The 18,198-nt window shown below is 72.1% G+C and carries 16 protein-coding genes; all 16 read right to left on the bottom strand.

What is annotated here, in order from left to right; translation table 11 throughout:
- Positions 1 to 2: 2 nt before the first annotated feature.
- Positions 3 to 896 (bottom strand): DUF4231 domain-containing protein, encoded by an 894-nt coding sequence (locus tag SXIN_RS03415; protein WP_039822943.1) that lies wholly within the window; start codon positions 894 to 896, stop codon positions 3 to 5.
- A gap of 129 nt (positions 897 to 1,025) precedes the next feature.
- Positions 1,026 to 1,652, bottom strand: coding sequence for a 2'-5' RNA ligase family protein (locus SXIN_RS03410; protein WP_019710577.1), 627 nt, complete (start codon positions 1,650 to 1,652; stop codon positions 1,026 to 1,028).
- Positions 1,649 to 2,509 carry a carbohydrate kinase family protein gene (locus tag SXIN_RS03405; protein ID WP_238153662.1) on the bottom strand — a complete coding sequence of 287 codons (861 nt, stop codon included), beginning with the start codon at positions 2,507 to 2,509 and terminating at the stop codon, positions 1,649 to 1,651. The genes SXIN_RS03410 and SXIN_RS03405 overlap by 4 nt, the downstream gene beginning before the upstream one ends.
- The gene (locus SXIN_RS03400) at positions 2,506 to 3,771 is read right to left on the bottom strand and encodes a DUF4145 domain-containing protein (protein WP_107501131.1); all 1,266 of its coding nucleotides are present in this window, start codon (positions 3,769 to 3,771) and stop codon (positions 2,506 to 2,508) included. Before SXIN_RS03400 ends, SXIN_RS03405 begins: the two co-directional genes overlap by 4 nt.
- 147 nt (positions 3,772 to 3,918) lie before the next feature.
- Positions 3,919 to 5,190: a hypothetical protein gene (locus SXIN_RS32675; RefSeq protein WP_019710574.1), complete on the bottom strand. Its 1,272-nt coding sequence runs from the start codon at positions 5,188 to 5,190 to the stop codon at positions 3,919 to 3,921.
- Between the two features lie 56 nt (positions 5,191 to 5,246).
- On the bottom strand, positions 5,247 to 5,693 hold the full coding sequence (locus tag SXIN_RS03390) for a hypothetical protein (protein ID WP_019710573.1): 447 nt from the start codon (positions 5,691 to 5,693) through the stop codon (positions 5,247 to 5,249).
- A gap of 46 nt (positions 5,694 to 5,739) precedes the next feature.
- The gene (locus SXIN_RS31135) at positions 5,740 to 6,411 is read right to left on the bottom strand and encodes a hypothetical protein (protein WP_157916239.1); all 672 of its coding nucleotides are present in this window, start codon (positions 6,409 to 6,411) and stop codon (positions 5,740 to 5,742) included.
- 619 nt (positions 6,412 to 7,030) lie between these two features.
- Positions 7,031 to 7,291, bottom strand: coding sequence for a type II toxin-antitoxin system RelE family toxin (locus SXIN_RS03380; protein ID WP_019710571.1), 261 nt, complete (start codon positions 7,289 to 7,291; stop codon positions 7,031 to 7,033).
- On the bottom strand, positions 7,288 to 7,563 hold the full coding sequence (locus tag SXIN_RS03375) for a type II toxin-antitoxin system Phd/YefM family antitoxin (RefSeq protein WP_019710570.1): 276 nt from the start codon (positions 7,561 to 7,563) through the stop codon (positions 7,288 to 7,290). The genes SXIN_RS03380 and SXIN_RS03375 overlap by 4 nt, the downstream gene beginning before the upstream one ends.
- Before the next feature lie 394 nt (positions 7,564 to 7,957).
- Complete coding sequence (locus SXIN_RS03365; protein WP_019710568.1) at positions 7,958 to 10,972, bottom strand: 3-keto-alpha-glucoside-1,2-lyase-like domain-containing protein; 3,015 nt, start codon at positions 10,970 to 10,972, stop codon at positions 7,958 to 7,960.
- Between the two features lie 362 nt (positions 10,973 to 11,334).
- Positions 11,335 to 12,528, bottom strand: a complete 1,194-nt coding sequence (locus SXIN_RS03360) for an acyl-CoA dehydrogenase family protein (protein WP_019710567.1) — start codon at positions 12,526 to 12,528, stop codon at positions 11,335 to 11,337.
- Positions 12,529 to 12,550: 22 nt separating this feature from the next.
- Entirely contained in the window at positions 12,551 to 13,312 is a 762-nt protein-coding gene (locus tag SXIN_RS03355; RefSeq protein WP_095756570.1) for a thioesterase II family protein, read from the bottom strand.
- Positions 13,309 to 14,595 carry a benzoate/H(+) symporter BenE family transporter gene (locus SXIN_RS03350; RefSeq protein ID WP_095756569.1) on the bottom strand — a complete coding sequence of 429 codons (1,287 nt, stop codon included), beginning with the start codon at positions 14,593 to 14,595 and terminating at the stop codon, positions 13,309 to 13,311. The genes SXIN_RS03355 and SXIN_RS03350 overlap by 4 nt, the downstream gene beginning before the upstream one ends.
- Complete coding sequence (locus SXIN_RS03345; protein ID WP_095756568.1) at positions 14,592 to 16,004, bottom strand: FkbM family methyltransferase; 1,413 nt, start codon at positions 16,002 to 16,004, stop codon at positions 14,592 to 14,594. Before SXIN_RS03345 ends, SXIN_RS03350 begins: the two co-directional genes overlap by 4 nt.
- Entirely contained in the window at positions 16,001 to 17,194 is a 1,194-nt protein-coding gene (locus tag SXIN_RS03340) for an alpha/beta fold hydrolase (RefSeq protein ID WP_238153661.1), read from the bottom strand. The genes SXIN_RS03345 and SXIN_RS03340 overlap by 4 nt, the downstream gene beginning before the upstream one ends.
- Entirely contained in the window at positions 17,194 to 18,183 is a 990-nt protein-coding gene (locus SXIN_RS03335; protein ID WP_019710563.1) for a chlorinating enzyme, read from the bottom strand. The genes SXIN_RS03340 and SXIN_RS03335 overlap by 1 nt, the downstream gene beginning before the upstream one ends.
- Positions 18,184 to 18,198 lie beyond the last annotated feature (15 nt).

Below are 18,198 nucleotides of genomic sequence, written 5' to 3'. Positions count from 1 at the left end.
GGTCAGCCCACCGTCCAGCGGATCATCCACGCCTCGTTCTGCACGGAGATGACATGCTCGCAGTCGGCCACGAACCGGTCTGCGGCCTCCGGCGCTGGCTCCCGCTCCGCGGACCACCGCTCCAGCAGCCGCTCCAGCTCCTCCCCGGTGCGCGTGAACTCCAACTGCTGGTACGCGTACCGCTGCGCGACCGCGTGCGCGGTGGCCGCCACTCCGACCGACGCCGCGACCGCCACCCACGCCGCGACCCACTCCACGCCCCACACGGCGGCGACCGCCGCCATCACCGCGCCGAGCCCGCCCAGCGCGAACTCGATCCGCTCGTGCAGCCGGACCTTGCGCCGCATGTACGCGGCCCGCGGCCGGTAGTACCCTTCCAACTGCCTGCGCAGCCGCTGCTCCACGTACGACTCCACGTCCCGGACCCCGGGCACCGGACGCTCGACGGCCGTGATGCCCGTCGTGTGCCGCAGCAGGTCCGCGCCCCCGCCCGCCCCGAACCCGCGGGCCCGCTCGCGCAGCAGATTACCGCCGCTCTCGTCCCCCCGGTAGGCGCCGACTCCGGCCAGGTACAGGTACGACTCAGTCTTGAGAGCCTCGGAGACGGCGCGCAGCCGGGTCCAGTCGCTCACCGTGCCGGGTCCGCCGCGTTGGCCCGTCAGCGGCGCGCATCCGGCGGCGACCGCGGCGGCGAAGGCGAGCGTCCTGCCCACGGCCTCGTTCCACGCCAGCGTCTGGGACGCCGCGGTGCCCAGCGCCGCCGCGGTCACCCCCAGCCCCAGGGCCGTCGCCCGAGCCCGCACCACTTGGCGCTTGAGCCGCCCCGCGGCCTGAGACCACACACTCTGCTGAGCCCAGACCGCGGATATCGCCGGATCTTGCGAACTCCCCGTCACAGCACGGATGATGACAGGACGCAGGAACCTCCGCCAGGGCGGGCCGTCGCCCGGCCCCCGCGCGCCGTCTGTTCCGTCCTGTCCCTTTCCTGAGCGACAGGTCCGGAATCCTGAGAGCCGCCAAGGCTCTCAGCAACGGCGTTCCAGCAATGTCTCCGCGTGGGCGCCGTGCTCGCCCATCACATAGAAGCTGAGCCGGTCGAAGACCATCTCCTTGGGCAGGCCGGCCCGGTCCCGCGCGGTGCGGACCAGTTCCAGGGCGGTGTTCTCCTCCGCGCGGCCCAGCGTCACATGCGGGGCGTAGGCGGCGCCGGTGTACCGGTAGCCGTAGCGCTCGTAGCTCGCCCGCTCGTCGTCGGTGAACCGGGAGGTGTCCTTGTCGCGGTCGAAGGCGGCGCGGTCGAGGTGCCGGTCCAGCGCGGCGAGCGCGGCCTCCTGCAGCGCTTCGAGCAGCGGCGGGCGCTCCAGGGCGAGGAACAGCCAGCCGGTGGGCTGGTAGACCACATCCGTGGTGGACAGGGACAACTCGCCGTGCAGGCCGTTCCCGGCCGCAGCCGTGCCGATGGATTCCAGCGCTTCCGCCGGGTCGAGGGAGTCGGCGAACGGGCCCTGGAACACCGTGACATGGGGGAGGTTGCCGTCCGGTTCCAGCCGGGGCCGCAGAGACACCTCGCCGCCGATGTCCCTCTGCAGCCGTACAGCCGCCCGCAGATGATCCGCTCGCGGAAGCAGGGCGACACCGAGCCATTGCGTCATGGATGAGCTCCCATTTTCGTGATCACGTGCCGTGCCGCGTCGAGGCCACGCCGCATACAGGCCTTCGGCGGTTCGCCGTGCAGCCAGCCGGCGATGACGCCCGCGTCGAACGCGTCGCCGCCGCCTGTCCGGTCCAGCGGTTCCACCGGCACGGCGGGTTCATGGAACAGTCTCCCGGCGGCGGTGGCCCACAGGGCGCCCCCGGCACCCATGGTCACGACCACCTCACCCGAGAACCGTTCCGCCGTACGCCGCGCGGTTCCGCCGACGCCGGACGCACGGCGGGCCTGCGGCAGGCGCGCCGCCTCGTCGGCGTTCATGAAGTGCAGCGACGCGCCGTGCGCGAGAGGGCTCATGTCCCGGCCGTTCCACTCGACGGAGACGCTGCGCCCGGCCCGGTGCGCGAGGGCGGCGACGCGGCCGAGCGCGGGTGTGGGGTCGCCGACGACGTGGACGTGATCCGCCGTGCGCACGTCCTCTTCCGTGACGGCGTCGAAGGCGCGGCCGCGGTCCGCGCCCGCGAACGTCAGCATCCGCTTGCCGCCGCCCGACGAGAGGACGACGGCCATGCTGGTACGGGACCCGGCCTGCACCCGCACCAGCGAGGTGTCGACACCGCTCGCGCCCAGCACCTCCAGGCACATCGCGCCCGCGGTGTCGTCCCCGACGGCGGACACCAGCCGGACGGAGCAGCCCTGCCTCACCAGTCCCACGGCGGTGTTCGCCGCCGCGCCGCCCGGAAGGACGGAGCATGCCGTGCCCCGCAGCTTCTCGTGTTCCGCCGGGAGCCGGTCGGCCTGGGCGATGACGTCGACGTTCACGCCGCCCACGACGAGCACGCGCTTCGGCGCGCTCACGGCCGGCCCCAGCGGTAGCTTTCGAACAGCACGTGGCGCACCAGCCGTTCCCGGGTGCCGGGCAGTGTCTCCGGCGGGAAGGAGGCGTGGGCCACCAGGTCACGGACGAGCCGCTCGTACTTCTCGTCGTCGGAGCCGCACTCGTGGAACGACCGCATCAGCTCGCGGTGCAGCTCCCCGGGATGCAGCTCCAGCTCCTCCAGCCACGCGCGGTTCGCGATGAGCACGTTGGCGGCCGCCGACCGCAGACGGGCCTGCGTCGCCGCCGGGAGCATGTCGGAGTTGAGGAGTTCGAAGTAGGCGTCGTCCTCCCGGGCGTGCATGCGCAGGTTCTGGCCGCCCACCGCCAGCACGTCCCGGTTGAGATGGAACAGCTCCAGCCCGAGATGGTGCGGTACGTCGAGGACGCTGATCCCCCTGTCCGCGAGGCCCGCCTCGTCGGTCGACAGCGCGGAGAGCAGATTGTCGAACATGTCGCTGTGCTTGGGCACCGCGATCTGTGCCCCGGCCGGATCCGCGAGGAAGTCCTCGGCCGTCGCCCCGCCCCACCGGCCGGCGCGGGCGGCGAGCAGATAGAAGTTGCGGCCGCCCATCGAGTAGCCGACCCGCCCCACGGGCACCACCCGGTCCTGGACGGCCTCGTCCGTTTCCAGCAGGCGCAGGATGCGCTGCTCGTTGTAGACCGCCGCGTCCAGGAGCCGGTCCGCCACGTCCCGCACCAGGCTGTCGGACCAGGGGAGTTGCAGCGGCAGCACATGGTGGTTCCGCCGCGCCAATGCCTTCTCCAGGCCGCAGCCGAGCAGGACGGCCTTCACCACGATCAGGGTCGAGTCGGCGAGACGGGTCGTGCCCGTCCTCCGGGGGTGGCCCGACAGCTCGTGCCGGACGGCTTCTTCGGCGAGCGATCTGGCCGTGCGGCCGTACCAGACGGCCAACTGCGTCAAGGCGTTGAGGCACGGCCTGACGTCCTCGGCGGAGATCTCCTCGGCCGGTGCGTCCTGGGCGTGACTGCCGTAGTTGCCGTAGTTCTGGATGGTGCGCACGGCCAGGACGACCTTGGGCGGGACCAGGTGCTTCGCGGAGAGCACGGTCAGCAGGGCTTCGAGAGTCGGCTTCGAGCCGATGGCTTCCCGCAGGGCGATGTCCAACAGGATCGACTCCGCTGCTCTCCTCGCTGTGCCGAGGAAGACCTCGGGGTCCGATTCCGCGTACCTCAGAGCTTTTCTGTACAGCCGGAGCGGCTCACTCTCGCTGCTCGTCACCCCGTGTCCCGCATCCTCGTCCCCCAGGTCCGCGGACAGCAAGGTAGCAGCGGGATCACGGGCGGGTACAGAAAGTATCCGGTCGCCGTGTCCGCCCGGTTGGGTGTGGGTGTGGGCGTGGGTGTCCGAGGGCTACGAGTGCGGATGTCACCGGCTGTCACCCGGGTCCCGGCCGCGCAGTGAGGACAGGACCAGACGGCCATAGCGCGTGGTGAGAACCAGAGCCGTGGCGGCCAGGGCGGCGACGAGCGCGACGGCGAGGGACGCGATCCCCTCGGCGCCGAGTACCTGGAGGATGCCGAGGGCGGTACCGACGGGCAGGCCGAGGATGGTCAGGACGCCGAGGGCGCCCGCGATCTGCTGGCTCTCCTGGGTCTGTACCAGCCGGGCGTAGTCGGCCGCTTCGGCGAGGATCTCGTCGAAGCGCTCCGCGAGGCGGTACTGGGCCTGGAAGCTCAGCAGCAGCTCGTTGGCCGGGCCGTGCGCGGTGAGGTGCTGGCGCCAGTAAGTGCTGCGGAAGGCGGCGATGTGCCGTTCCAGGGCGGAGACCCGGCGGGCCAGCTTCGGGCCGTCGAAGACACCGGAGAGAGCGTCGGTCAGTTCGTCGATGTGGTCGCGCTGGACGCTGCCGAGCAGCAGGGCGTCGAGGTAGACGGTGCGCGAGTGGAGCTGAGCGAAGGCGTAGAAGTCACCGTCGCCGGAGTCGGCTCGATGCCCGAGGAAGGCGGCGCCGTGGCGCAGCACCAGAGCGCTCCAGTCGGCCGAGATCCGCAGCGCTTGCCCCGCCCGGTCGGGCCAGTGCTCGAGCGGGGTGGGGAAGTCGGCGTCCGTGGAGCGCGAGGCGAGGTACCAGAGCCAGCGGTCGGCCGTGTCCGGCAGCCGGCCCTCCTGGCGCAGGGCGGCAGTGTGCTGTGCGCCGGGCGTGAGGAAGGCGACGGTGTACGGGCGGGCGATGGCGAACGGCGCGGTGGCCCCGCGCGGCTCCGCGACGCCGTCGAGCAGCACGGCGGGGGAGAGCGGGCCGTCGAGCGGGTCGGGGACGGCGGTGCTGCGGTGGCCGATGGCGCGCAGGGTCTCCAGCAGGGCGGGACCCCCGACATCGAAGTGCAGCACCGCCAGACCGTGGTCCGGGAAGCGGGCGGTGGCGGTGCGCAGTAACTCGATGCCCCTGAGGTGCAGCGCCTCGTGCCGTACGTCCGTGAACCGGTGCCAGCGGCAGGGGCGTTCCGGGGTGCCGTAGAGGGCGCGGGCGGCGGCCGGGGTGAAGTACGTCTGCCGGGTGGCGGCATCGGTGCGGCGGCCGCTGAGTTCGAAGGGGATGGGTCCGGTCGCCCAGGTGGGGGAGGCGGCAAGCCGGACCGGCAGGACGACGGCCAGTGTCTGCCGGACGCCGGTGACGGTGCTGAGGTCCGTGGCCAACGGGGGACGCCTCCGATACGGAACGGACGGTCATGGGCCGGGCGGGCCTCGGGAGACTAGTAACCGTCGAGTACCGAAGGCGCCCGCAAGGTTGCGCCGACGCCCAGGTCATTGTTGGTGAAGAGGCTGTTGGTCGCGCGCAGGGCCTGCTTCTCCGACTTGAGGCGGTTCAGCAGGGTCGTGACCTGGTCGCCCCAGGTGCTGTGCACCTTCTTCAGGGCGCCGGAGGTGAGCCAGCCGGTGCCGTCCTTGGCGCCGAAGGTCTTGACGGCGCTGTCGGTGGCCTCCTCCGCCCAATCGCCGGCCTTGCGGACATTGGGTTCGGTGTGCTGCTCGATTGCGTTGGCCGCCGCCTTCTTCTCCGCCGGAGAGGAGCCGAAGCCCTGCGTTCCCCCGGGGCCGAGGATGGGCGGGCCGCCTCCGGGGCCCGGGCCGCCGCCCGCGTCGGCGGGAACCTCGTTGAGGCGCGTGGCGGGCGAGTCGCCGCTGCTGCTTCCGGTCATTGCTCTGTGCCCCCAGTTCTCTTCGTGAGCTGTCGTCGTGCCGCCGTCAGGTGGCGCAGCCCAGGGCTTTCTTCCCTGCGGTTGCGAAAAGCTCGGACATCTCCCGCACGTCTGGCATCCCAGTGGCCGCGCGTTCCTTCGGATCCCAGTAGTAGAGGCTGTCGTCGTGCGCGAAGACGACCTCTCGGCCGTTGCACTGGGTGCGCTCGAAACCGCGGTTCTTCAGTGCTGCCACCAGTCGCGGGCTCTGTACCACCGCGAGGTGCGTGAAAGGTCCGTTCTTCCCGTCGTTCTTGAAGGAGAGGTCGCAGAACCAGTCCGTGCCCGTGGAGTTCAGTGTGCCCGAAGTCTGCTCTTGGACCGGCTGCCCGCTGGGACCGGCCACTTCGCCGAACGTGAGTGAGCTCATCCCGCAGACTTCGTCGAGGTCCGTCGGGGTCACGGCCGACGGGCTGTAGAGCCGCCCACTGCCGCCGGTTTCCTCCTTCTCGTCCGGTGTGCCGCATCGCAGGTCCTCGGCGATGGTGCGGGCTGCCGAATCCAGCATGCGGGCCGTTGCGGAGGCGTCGGTCTCGGACCCAACCGAAGCCAACAACACCGGGGTCGGAGTGCGGTCCGCTTTGAGCGGGTCGACTTCCTCCGCGCAGGAAGACGGCAACAAGGTCCATCCGCTCCAGGCTTCGTAAGCTCCCGGTGCGGGACCCGCACTGATGTGCATGTCGCCCGACACCTTCCAGAGGCCGTGCTGGAAAGGGAAGTCCCCGGCCTCCAGTTGAACCCGCAGTGTGAGCCTCGTCGTCGGCGCCGGGGAACCAGCCGGACCGTTCCACGGTGCACCACCATGGCGAGTCGTCACGGGCGCTGAGCCGGCCGAGAGAACCGCCCAGTACGTCTCGTGCTTCGTCAGTGGAGATCCAGCCGTGGCACAGCCGGTCCTCCGCGAACGCGTTGGTGTTGAAGTAGGTGAACGTGCCACCCAGCAGGGCGATTAGGGCGAAGCGCGCGTTGGCGGCGGTGGCCGCGAACCCGGACCACTTGCCGCCGAGTGAGATGCCGTGCACGTCGCGCTTGTACTGCCGCTCGACCTTTTTGAACTCCTCCGCCATGCCGTCCCAGCGCTCGGCGGCCTTGGTGAGTGCCGAGAGATCGGTGGAGATCACTTCATGGTAGGTCGGCACGCCTTCCCGCTCCCCCGTTGGCACAGCCGCTTCTCAGCGCTTCCCGTCCGGAGTCGTGGGCGTGGCCGCACCCACAGTCGCCGTCCCCGGCACCGGCCGGACGAGACTATCGTTCCAGCACACTCAACTCGATGAGGGGGCTTTGCCTTGGCCGGGACGCTATCGCGCGCGATCGCTTCGGCCGACCGAGAGCACATCGACGGTCACGGTCTTGTCCTGGACCTCGTACAAAACGCGGTAGTAGCCGAGCAGGAGCCTGTACACATCGCTGCCACCGAGGCGCGAGGCATTGGCCGGGCGAGGATTGGCCGCCAGATCGTAGACACCTGCCGTGATGAGTGCCGCCGCCTCCGGGTGCCGTTCGTTCAGCGCCGCGAGGTGGTCGATGGCGCCATCGGACCACACGATCTCGTACGTCACCTCTTGGCGGTCCCGTCAGGATTCAGGCCGAAACGAGCCGCCACCTCGGCGTGGGGCACGCGGCGCGTGGTCTGGGCCTTGCTCTCCTCGGCGGCGGCGAGGTCGCGAGCGTCCTCAAGGCTCTGGAAGTAGTCCAGCAGCTCTATGGGGATCACGGCGGCGACAGGCGTGCCGTGGTCGGTGATCTCCACGGTTCTCCCGCCGTGGCGCACCTCGTTCACAACCTTGCCGAGATTGTTGCGTGCGTCCGTGAGGGTGTAAGTGGCGTCCATGCGGTGAATCCTACATTTTGTAGAATGCGTTCGTCACGGACCCGTCGGCATCGCGGCCCCGCCCGTTGACCGCCCGGTGGCCGATGCCGCCAAGCCGCCCTGCCGCGCCGGCAGTCCCGGCGTCGCTCGGACGGGCCACGATGCCGTCCATAGGCCGGCGGCCGGGCACGGCACCGGGCGCGGGCGACGGACGGCGGAAGGCAGCGGCGAGCATGGCGGAGCGGGAGGACAGCGACGCCGACGGCATCTCCGCCCCGTTCCGGCCCGCCCCGCGAGGCCACGGCCGTCTGCGTCCCCACCAACGGACCACACGCGCGGAAGTGACAAGGGGGAGAGGCGCGCCCGCGGTGCCGTGGGCGCGCCTCCGGTTCCGGGGTGGGTTCCCGGGCGGTCCTCAGCTCAGCGGTTCCACCCGTACATCGCGGAACCGCACCGTGTTTCCGTGGTCCTGCAGACGGACCGGCCCGAGGGAGGGGCCCTCCGGGGCTCCGCCGCCGGTCGGCCCGTCGATCGCGATGTCGTCGTGGACCTTCTCGCCGTTCCACACCACGGTCACCCGTGCGTCGGCGGTCTTGCTGCCGCTGTCGTCGAAGCGTGCCGCGCGGAACGTGATGTCGTACGTCTGCCAGGTCTCCGGTGCCGTCGCCGCGTTCACGTCCGGAGCCTTCTTCTGGTAGATGGCACCGGCCTCGTTCGTGTCGGGGGTGGTGTCGCCGTACGAGTCGAGGATCTGCAGCTCGTAGCGGTCCTGGAGGTAGATGCCGCTGTTGCCGCGGTCCTGCCCGGTGACGTCGTCGGGCAGGAGCGGGACGCGGAACTCCACATGGAGCCTGAAGTCCCGGTAGGCGTCCTTGGTGCGGAGGTCACCGCAGCACACCTCCATCGACTCCTCGGCGGAGAGCGGCCATTGGGCGGTCCGCCCGTCCGTGTGCTGCCACTGCGCCAGGGAGGCGGCGCTGCCGTCGAAGAGGGTGACCGGCGCACCGTGCGGGCGCACGGTGATCATGTCGAGGTTGACGTGGCCCGTGTCGCCGGTGTCGTAGCGGTACGCGACGGTGTTGCGTCCCGCGCGGAGGGTGACGCGTTCGGTCCGCGTCGACCAGGTGTCCCAGTCGCCGGTCGAGGCGAGTTCCGTCTGCCGCAGCTTCTCCCCGTTGGCGTACAGCGAAAGGGACTTGGTGCCCTCGAAGGGGTGGGGGCCGTTGGAGTAGCGCAGGTTCACGTCGTAGTCGCCCGCTTCGGGGACCGTCACGTCGAAGGTCGTGGCGGCCTTGCCCTCCGTACTGAAGCGGTCGACGAAGCCGCTGCCGGAGTAGCCGGAATGGTCGGTGTTGACGCCGGCCGTGCCGGTCAGCTGTGCCTCCTCGGCCTCGTACAGCGTGGCGGGCGGCGGCTGCTCGCCCGGCAGGGCGTTGAGCGTGTACCAGGCCTCCGTGCTCCACAGCGTCTCGCCGGACGCGGACGCGAAGGGGCGCGGGGAGCGGATGTGCACGACGCGGTCGGGCTTGAGCCCGTCGAGGCGCAGCCGGACCGTGCGGCCGTCGTCGGCGAGCGTCGCCGAGCGGACGGCGAGCCGCTCCTCGGCGATCTTCGGGCCGCCGTAGTCGGCTGTCGGGGTGTAGTGCCACTGCCCGGCCTCGTAGCGGGAGGCCAGCTCCTCGGCGGTGGCCTGCGACAGCGGCTGGGTGTACTCCAGGTCGAAGCCGCCCGGAACGGCGCGCATCTCCTTGATGTCGAAGGTGTTGCCGCCGTTCGGCGCGAGCTTCTGGAGGCCGAACTTCAGCTTGCCCTCCTGGCCCCAGTTGCCGTCGGCGCCCAGGCCGCCCGCGTAGATCGCGCCGTCGGGGCCCAGGGTGATCCGGTTGACGCCGGCTTCGAGTCCTTGGGTGTAGCGGAACACGGCGCCCTGGTACTGGCCCTTCACCTTCTCCAGGTAGGCGCGCTGGAGTCCGCCGTAGGTGACGTCACCGATGAGCATCTGGCCGGCGAACCGGCCCTCCGTCAACTGGAGCGGTGTGCTGGGGGAGTTGGCTATCTCGTTCTGGGGCAGCCACAGCACCGGCCGGGTCACGGGACGGTCGTCGAACGGGCCCGGCGGCTCGGTGTAGTGGTTGAAGAAGCGGTCCTGCTCGATGTGGACGAGCTTCGACGCCGGCAGCCAGCCGCCCTGGTTGTCGGTGGTGAAGATGTCACCATCCGGGCCCCAGCCGATCCCGTTGGGGGTGCGCAGGCCCCCGGCGACGGGATGGATCTCCCCCGTCTTCCTGCTGATCTTGTACGTGGTGCCGCGGCCCGGTGCCGGCTGCGGAGTGGTGGTCGCTCCTCCGTAGTCGATGGCGACGGACAGGTTCACGTAGAAGTGGCCGTCCCGGTAGAGCAGTCCGAAGGCGAACTCGTGGAAGTTCCCGCCGTACGGCCAGGTGGCGGTGGTCCGGTACTCGTCCGTGACGAAGTCGCCGTCGGTGTCCACGAGTTGGGTCAGCTCGTGCTTCTGCGAGACGTACAGGGAGCCGTCGACGTGCTTGATGCCCATGGGCTCGCGCAGCCCGGACGCGATCTTCCGCACCGTCACCTTGTCGCGGCTGGTGTCGCCGGTGACGTGGTCGAGGAGGTACACCTCCCCGTCCGTGTTCTCCGAACCGCCCCACGTGGTGATCGCCAGCCGTCCGCCGGGCAGCCAGTCCATGCCGGTGACCTGCGGCTCGAAGCCGTCCGGACGGAGATCCGTGAGCGTGAGATCGGGGCGTACGCCGGTGAGCGGCAGTCCGTCACCGGGGCTGTCCGCGCCCGCCGCGCACTCCTTGCGCCCCGGCGCGGTGACCCGGACGACGCCGGCGTCGGTGCTCAGCGCCTCGCGCGGCACCACGCTGAAGTCTCCCGCGCCCGGCGGCCGCCACGCGAGCGTGAGCTGCTGCTCGCCGCCCCGCTCGAAGTAGTCGACGCGGAACGGGTGGGAGCCGGCGGTGAGGTGGACCGACCCGTCCTTCGGCTCGGCGCCGTGCAGCCCGTCGTGGTCGATGACCTCCCGGCCGTCGACGGTGAGCCGCGAGCCGTCGTCACTGGTGAGGCGGAAGGTGTACGTCCCGTCGCTGGGGATGACCAGGTAACCGGTCACCTCGGCCGAGAAGTTGTCGGTGAAGCCCCCGAAGTCGCCGGTCGTGGACCAGTCCACGGTGGGCATCAGCTGGTCGTGGTTGGGGGTCTGGCCGGGCTTGAGCGTGCAGAGCCGGCTCAGCGGGGACTGGGTGTCGAAGACCCGCAGGGTGACACCGGGTTCCTGGGGCGGGATGTCGTCGGCAGCGGCAGCCGTGGCGGACGGGGGCGCGGCCCACACGCCCCCCGCGAGGAAGCTGCCGACGAGCAGGGTGGTGAGCCGTCTTCGGGCACGTGAGAACAGCCGTGAGTGCATCGGTCCTCCAGGTCGGGACCGGAGGCCGCCGGATCGAACTCCGGTCGAGCTGTACGGATATGCGGGGGCGCGGGTGTGGGGAAAGGCGGTGCTCGTGCGGTCGCGCCGCCGTCACCGTAGGGGACTTCTTCCGAGCACGTCCATACTTTGTCATCAACGAGTTGAAAGTTTGACGGAGGCAGGGGATTTCGGGCTCCCGGAGTTCTCGCCCACCGAGGCCCGGGCCGGGGGCGGACCTATGCCGGCCGTATGCCGTGCCGTCCAACTGCCCTGGTGTGCCCTGGTGTTCGGCGCCGACACAGCCCCGGGCCGCGTCCGGTCGCTCAGGGCCGGCGCATCCGGGTGAGTCAGGAGCCGGCGGGTCAGGACGCGGGCCCGGTACCCCCGCCGGCCGGGCCTCGCAGCACGTCCCGTCCGATGAGGTCCCGCATCACCTCACTCGGCCCCGCGGCGATCGTGGCCGCCCGGGCGTCGCGGTGGGCCCGCGCCACGTCGGACTCCTCCAGGTAGCCGTGCGACCCGTGGAGTTGCAGACTGGCGTCGGCCAGCCGGCACGCCAGTTCGGTGGTGTAGAGCTTGGCCATGGAGCACTCCGCGGCGGGCAGCTCACCCTCGCCGTAGAGCCAGGCGGTGTGGTGGACGAGCTGCCGGGCGGCGGCCAGTTCGGTGGCGAGGTCCGCGACGCGGTGCACGGGCGCCTGCTTCGCGGCGAGGACGTCGCCGGCCACGCGGCGTCCCCGGAGGAATCCCCGCAGGTCGTCCAGGCTCCGCTCGATACCGCCGAGTGCCAGCGTGGCGGCGGCCAGGCGCTCCAGCTGCAGCCCTCTCATGAGGTAGTAGAAGCCGCTGTCGAGCCGTCCGATCAGACGGTCCGCGGGAACGCGCACGTCGTCGTAGGTGACGGTGGCCGTCCCCGCCGAACGCCAGCCGAGTGTCCGCACGGGCTCGCGGCCGATGCCCGGCAGGCCGGAGTCGGCCACCAGCAGCGACAGCCCCGTCATGCCCGCCCGGCCGGGATCGCCGGCCGCGCCGCCCGTGCGCACGGCCACGACGGCGAAGTCCGCCACCGTGCCGTTGCTGACCATGGTCTTGGTGCCGTTGACCACGTAGTGATCGCCGTCCCGCGTCGCCGTGGTGGCCAGCCCGGCCAGATCCGCGCCCGCCGCCGGCTCGGTGATGGCCAGGGCCGCGACCGAGTCGCCCCGCACCGCCGGGGCCAGATACCGGCGGCGCAGCTCCGGGCCGCCGGCCGCGGCGAGGTAGTGGGTGGCCATGTACGCGTGGACGGAGACGGCGGCGCGCAGGCCCCCGAAGCCCGTGCGTCCGAGCTCCTCCAGGAACACGACCGAGGTGAAGAGGTCCCGGCCGCCGCCGCCCGCGTCGCGCGGGTGGAGCAGCCCGAGATAGCCCCGCCGCCCGAACCGTTTCCACAGCTCGCGGGGCAGGCCGCCGTCCCGCTCCCAGCGTGCGGCGTGGGGCAGTACCGCGTCGGCCAGGAACGCGCGGACCTCGGCGCGGAACACCTCGTGATCCGCGGTGAAATAGGGGGACTTCACGATCCGCTCCTCCTCGGGTGTGTCAGCAGAGCGAGAGTTCACGGGTGAGCAGACGGAGGAACTCGGGCGCATGGTCGTGGAGGCAGAAGTGACCGCCGGGCACCCGGTGGCTCCGGATCCCGTGGGGTGCCAGCGTCCGCCAGGCCGCCACGGCCTCCGCCGGCGCCACCTCGTCGTCCGCCCCGCGGAAGGTCGTGACGGGCACGGGGACCGGTGGGGGATTCCGGTGCGACCAGGTCTCGGCGAGCCGGATGTCCGCACGGAGCATGGGTTCGAGTACGGCCATGAGGCGCGGATCGGCCAGGACCTCCCGGAGTGTTCCGGCCAGCCTGCCGAGTTCTTCCCGGAACCGCTCGTCCGGGAGGCCGTGGATCGCGGGGAGGGCGCGCCGGACGGCGGGGGCCCGGCAGCCGGAGAGGATGACGCGTTCGGGCCGGCGGCCCGTGCCGCGCACGACCGTCTCGTACACCAGCATGGCGCCCATGCTGTGGCCGAAGAGGACGTACGGCGGGCGCACCTGATCGTCCAGCGCACCGGCGAAGGCCCCGGTCAGTGACGGCCAGTCACGGAACGGGGGCTCGCGCAGCCGGTTCTCCCGGCCGGGCAACCGCACTCCGACCAGTTCGACGTCGGCGGGCAGCCGGTCGCCCCATGCGCCGTACGCGGCGGCCCCGGCTCCGGCGTGCGGCACGCAGACCAGCCGGAGCCGGGCGGCCGGCCGTGGCGCGGGACGGTGGAACCACCGCCCCGGTCCGGCGCTCCGGACGTCCGCCGCCCCGGTCACCGGCGCTCCCCGGGCACCGGAGTCCCCGGTCCCCCCGGAGGCTCGGCCTCCGCCTCCGCCGCCGCCGCCTCCCCCGTCGTCCGGTGCGGGGCGCCCGCCCGGGCCCGGCGTCCGCCGTGGGTGACCAGCGCGGTGAGCAGGCCGGCGAGCAGGCCCCAAAAGGCGGAGCCGATGCCCAGCAGGGTCACTCCGGAGGTGGTGGCCAGGAACGTCACCACCGCGGACTCCCGCCACTTCTCGTCCCGGAGGGCCGAGGCGAGCGAACTCGCGATGGTTCCGAGCAGGCCCAGCCCGGCGATGCCCAGCACGAGGGCGGCGGGCAGCGCGGTGAGCAGGGAGCCCACCGCACCGCCGAAGAGGCCGACGCAGAGGTAGAACACGCCGGCCCAGACAGCCGCCAGATACCGCCGGTCCCGGTCCTCGTGGGCCTCCCGGCCGGTGCAGATGGCGGCGGTGATGGCGGCGAGGTTGAGTCCGAAGCAGCCGAAGGGGGCCAGCAGCAGATTCACGCCGCCGGTCCAGCCGACCAGCGGGGAGACGGGGACGCCGTAGCCGTCGTTGCGCAGCACCGCCACCCCCGGCAGGTTCTGCGAGGCCATGGTGACCACGAAGAGGGGCAGCCCCACGCTGACGATCACCTGCCAGGAGAACTCGGGAGCCGTGAACACCGGTGCGGCGAGCGCGAGTTCCGCGCGTTCCGGACGCAGCGAGCCGGTGACGGCGGCGGCCGTGACCCCCACGGCCAGCGCCGCGATGACGGCGTACCGGGGCAGCAGGCGCCGGCACAGCAGGTAGGCGGCGAACATGGGGAACACCACGGCGAAACCGCCGCGCATGGTGGTGAACAGCTGCGTGCCGAACTGGACGAGCACCCCGGCCAGGAGGCCCGCGGCCAGGGCCACCGGGATCCGGTCCATGATCCGCTCGAACCAGCCCGTCGCTCCGCTGAGCGTGATCAGGGCCGCCGAGACGACGAAGGCACCGACGGCCTCCGCCATCGTCACTCCCGCGAGGCCGCCGGCCATCAGGGCGGCGCCGGGTGTGGACCACGCCGTGACCACGGGGGTGCGGTAGCGGAGCGACAGCCCGATGCTGGTGACGCCCATGCCGACGCCCAGGACCAGCATCCACGACGCGAGTTCGCCGGGGGTGGCTCCCGCGGCCTCGGCCGCCGTGAAGACGATCGCCGCCGAGCTGGTGAAGCCGATCAGTACCGCGATCAGACCGGCGACCACCGCCGAGGCGGGCGCGGCCCGCCGCAGCCGCCGTGCGAGGGACGTCATCGGTCGGCGGGCCCTCCGGGGAGCGGGCCGGCCTCGACCGCGGCGGCCAGAGCGCCGAACGTGCTCTCGGTGAAGATCAGGTCCGGAGTGAGCGCTCCCTCGCCGAGTTCCGCCTCGATCTCGGCCAGCATCCGCACAGCGGTGAGGGAGTCACCGCCCAGATCGAAGAAGTCGGCGTCCTGCCGCACGGCTTCCGCGCCGAAGAGCCCCGCCCATATGCGGGCGAGTGCGGCGGCACGCGGTCCGCCGGCGGGGTCCGGCACCGCTGCGGGCGGGGTGGGCTGTCCGTCCGCCGTGCCGAGCTCCGCGGCCACGGTGAACCGGTCCGGCGGCACCGCCGAGGGCAGGCGCCGCGCGATGAGCTCCCGCAGCTCGGCCTCCAGGTCGCGCTCCACCGGGCCGCCGCCGAACGCCGGCGGCGCCTCCGGGGAGGGCCCGGCCTCCGCTTTGGGCCGTCGCGCGTACACGTTGTGACAGGGCGTCAGCAGCAGGCGCGGGTCCTGTTCGTGCGCGACCTCGTAACCCCGGGAGCGGAGCTGCCCGAGGACGGCGCCCAGCCGGCCGCCGATGTCGTGGACCTCCATGACGATCCGGTCGATCCGGGGCCACAGCACCTCCCCGATGCCCTTCAGAACCTCGGCCTCCGCCTTTTCCACGTCGATCTTCAGCAGATCGATCCGCTGCAGCCCGAGTCCGTCCGCCACGCCCGCGAGCGTGGTCACCGGTACGCGCCGGGGCTCGGCGCGCATCCGGTCCGCGACGAGCCGGTCCAGCTGCGCCCCCCGCTCGGCGTCCCGTCCCGTGCGCAGGTAACCCCTGAGCACGTCGAAGTCCTCGGCGGCGTCGGCGAACCGCCCGGACATCACGCTGTTGCGGGGATAGAACGTGAACGCGGTCTCGCCGTCGGCGCGGCCCAGCGCCACGCGCAGCACGGTGGCGTCCACCCCGTGCAGTTCGGCGTTGAGCGCGACCGCGTCGGCCAGTTCGCCGACCGGCTCCACGGCGATGATCCGGGCACCGGGACCGTGCAGCGCGGCGGCGAGCGTGAACATGCCGATGTTGGCTCCGACGTCCACCACCACCGCGCCGCTTGGCAGCGTGATGCCGTGCCGGAAGTAGGCGTTCTCGGTGAAGATCTCCCGGTACAGGAAGTCCGTCTCACCGCGGTTGACGCCGGCCACCCGCACCCCGGCCGCGGGCTCGTGCCAGGCGAGGCCGCCGAGCCGGCCGGCCGCCTCGAGGGCCGCGGACCGGTGCAGTACGGGTGCCGCGTCCGGGTCGGGCACGATCCGGGCGGACGGGCACCGCCCGTCCTCGGCGGTGACGACGGCCGCGTCGGCCACGGCGGGATGGCTCCGCAGCACCTCGGTCAGTGCGTGCTGCCGAGAGCTGCCGGCTGAGTCGTTCATGTGCCCTTCCGGTCCTCGGTGGTCATGTCACACAGGAACCGCCGGGCCAGGCCGACCAGTTCGCTTCCCGCGTCGAAGGCCGTCAGGTGATCCCCCTCCGGCAGGGTGCGCAGTTCCGCCCGCGGCAGGTGCGCGGCGACGTACGCGGAGCCCGCGGGGTGGGCCGTCGAATCCTTCGCGCTGGTGACGACCAGGGCCGGCGGGGCGGTGGCGAGCAGCGGACGGCAGTCGGTGGACATGATCGCCCCGTTCAGCAGGCCGTAGCGGTACAGCAGTTCCGGCGTCGCGTACGGATGGATCAGATAGTGGGCGATGTCCGGGCGCAACACCTCCAGCGTCGGCGGACGGCTCATCAGCCGGTGCATCCCGGCGGCCTGCCGCCGGCCGCGCGCGGCCATGGCCAGCAGCGACTCCATGTCCCGCTGATGTGCCGTCTTCGGTGCCCCGCCCCCGAGTTCGTAGTCGCCGTGCCAGAGGCTCAGGGAGGTGATCCGGTCCGAGCGGGCGGCCGCCGACAGGGCGATCGCCGCACCTCCGCACAGCCCCATGGCGTGGGCTCCGCGGATGCCGAAACCGTCGAGCACCGCGAGCAGGTCGTCGCCCTGGACGTCGAGACCGTGGCCCTTCAGCTCGCCGAGCCCGGACCCGTCCTCCGCCGCGAACAGCCCGCGGCTCTCCCAGGTGACGACGCGGTGCGTGGAGGACAGGGCCGCCATCCACCGCACCGACAGCCCGGACGGCATGCCGCAGGCGCTGACGACCGCGACGGCCGGGGCGCCCTCCGGCCCGGCCGCCCAGCAGCGCAACGGGGTGCCGTCGTGGGCGGGCACCACGACGGGCCGGCCGGGGAACGCCGTCAGGGCGCGGCGCGCCACGCCGTCGAGCAGGTCCCCGCCGGGGGCCCCGCCCGGCGGCGGGCGCAGCGCCAGGCGCCGGCTGACGGCGAGTTCCGCGGCCGGCAGCGGCCCGGGCTCCGGCACCACCGCGAGCCCCGGGAGGCCGAGCGCACCGGTGACCCGGTCGAGGAGCGCCTGAGCGGACGACGTGCCGCCGGGGAACGGTGCGGCCGGGGCGACCCGGACCGGCTCCGGCATGACCCGGGTGAGGGACGCCGTGTCGAGGAGGGCCCGGGCCAGCGCGTCCAGCGCCCCGGTCTCCGGCACGGCACCCGCCGCGGTACCCGCCGGCATCAGTCCCCGGCCCGGGAAGCGGGCCGGAAGGGCCGGCCGCGGGTCGTGCGCTCGGCGATCCGGTTGTGGCCGTACGTGTCGTCGCCGCTGACCAGCACCGCCCCGTAGCGTTCGAGGCTCACCCGGCCGCCGTACTCCTCGATCTCGCCGGTGCCGGGGTAGACCTCCACGGAGGTGGGCACGTAGCGGGCCGCGAAGCCCATGCGCATGCCCCGGGTCCTGCCCTCGTGCGGATGGGAGGCGTGCATCAGCGTGGACCAGAAGACGATGAACTGCCCCGCCCTCATCTCCATGGAGACGGCCTTCGACTCGTCCGGCTTCCAGTCCGGGTCGATCTGCAGTTCGCGGTAGTCGTAGCCGAAGAACCCCCGTCGTACGCCCCCCTTCTCGACGGAGGAGTTCCGGTCCGGGTCGTAGTGCATGCGCTTGGCCTCGTCGTAGTGCATGGTGCGGTGCGAGCCGGGGATGAACTGCAGACAGCCCATGTCGGCGGAGGCGTCCGTGAACGCGCACCACACGGTGATGGTGCCGCCGAAGTCAGAACCGCCGGGCCACTGGATCTGCGGTGTGCCCGAGGCGTTGGCGAAGGTGTCCGCCTGGTGCCAGTCGGTGCCCTCGTCCCCCGGGTACTTCGGGAAGAACTCGGTGCGCCAGCACAGCACGTCCGGGCCGAGGACGCTCGCGACCCGGTGGACGATCTCCGGGCGGGTCACGTGCTCCGCCAGGAAGCCGTGGTCGAGGTGGCGGTCGTAGTTGGAGATGTTCGTCGCGCCGGATATCGCCGCGTCGTCCCGGTAGACAGCGGCGCTGCGGTCGAGCAGTTCCAGACGCGTGCGGGCCCACGTCTTCCTGATCTCGTCGGGCTCGTACAGGGTGAAGGGGCCGGCGTAGCCGTCGCGGTGGAAGGCCGCCAGTTCCTCGTCGCTGAGGGAGAAGCCGGTCGGGGAGGAGTCGTTCGGGGATAAGCCGGGGCGCTGCGGGGTGGTCACGTGTCCCTCCTGGGG

The sequence above is a fragment of the Streptomyces xinghaiensis S187 genome (assembly GCF_000220705.2).
Classification (GTDB): Bacteria; Actinomycetota; Actinomycetes; order Streptomycetales; family Streptomycetaceae; genus Streptomyces; species Streptomyces xinghaiensis.
Note: the sequence above shows the minus strand (reverse complement) of the source record. Positions and strands in the feature narration are given on the sequence as shown.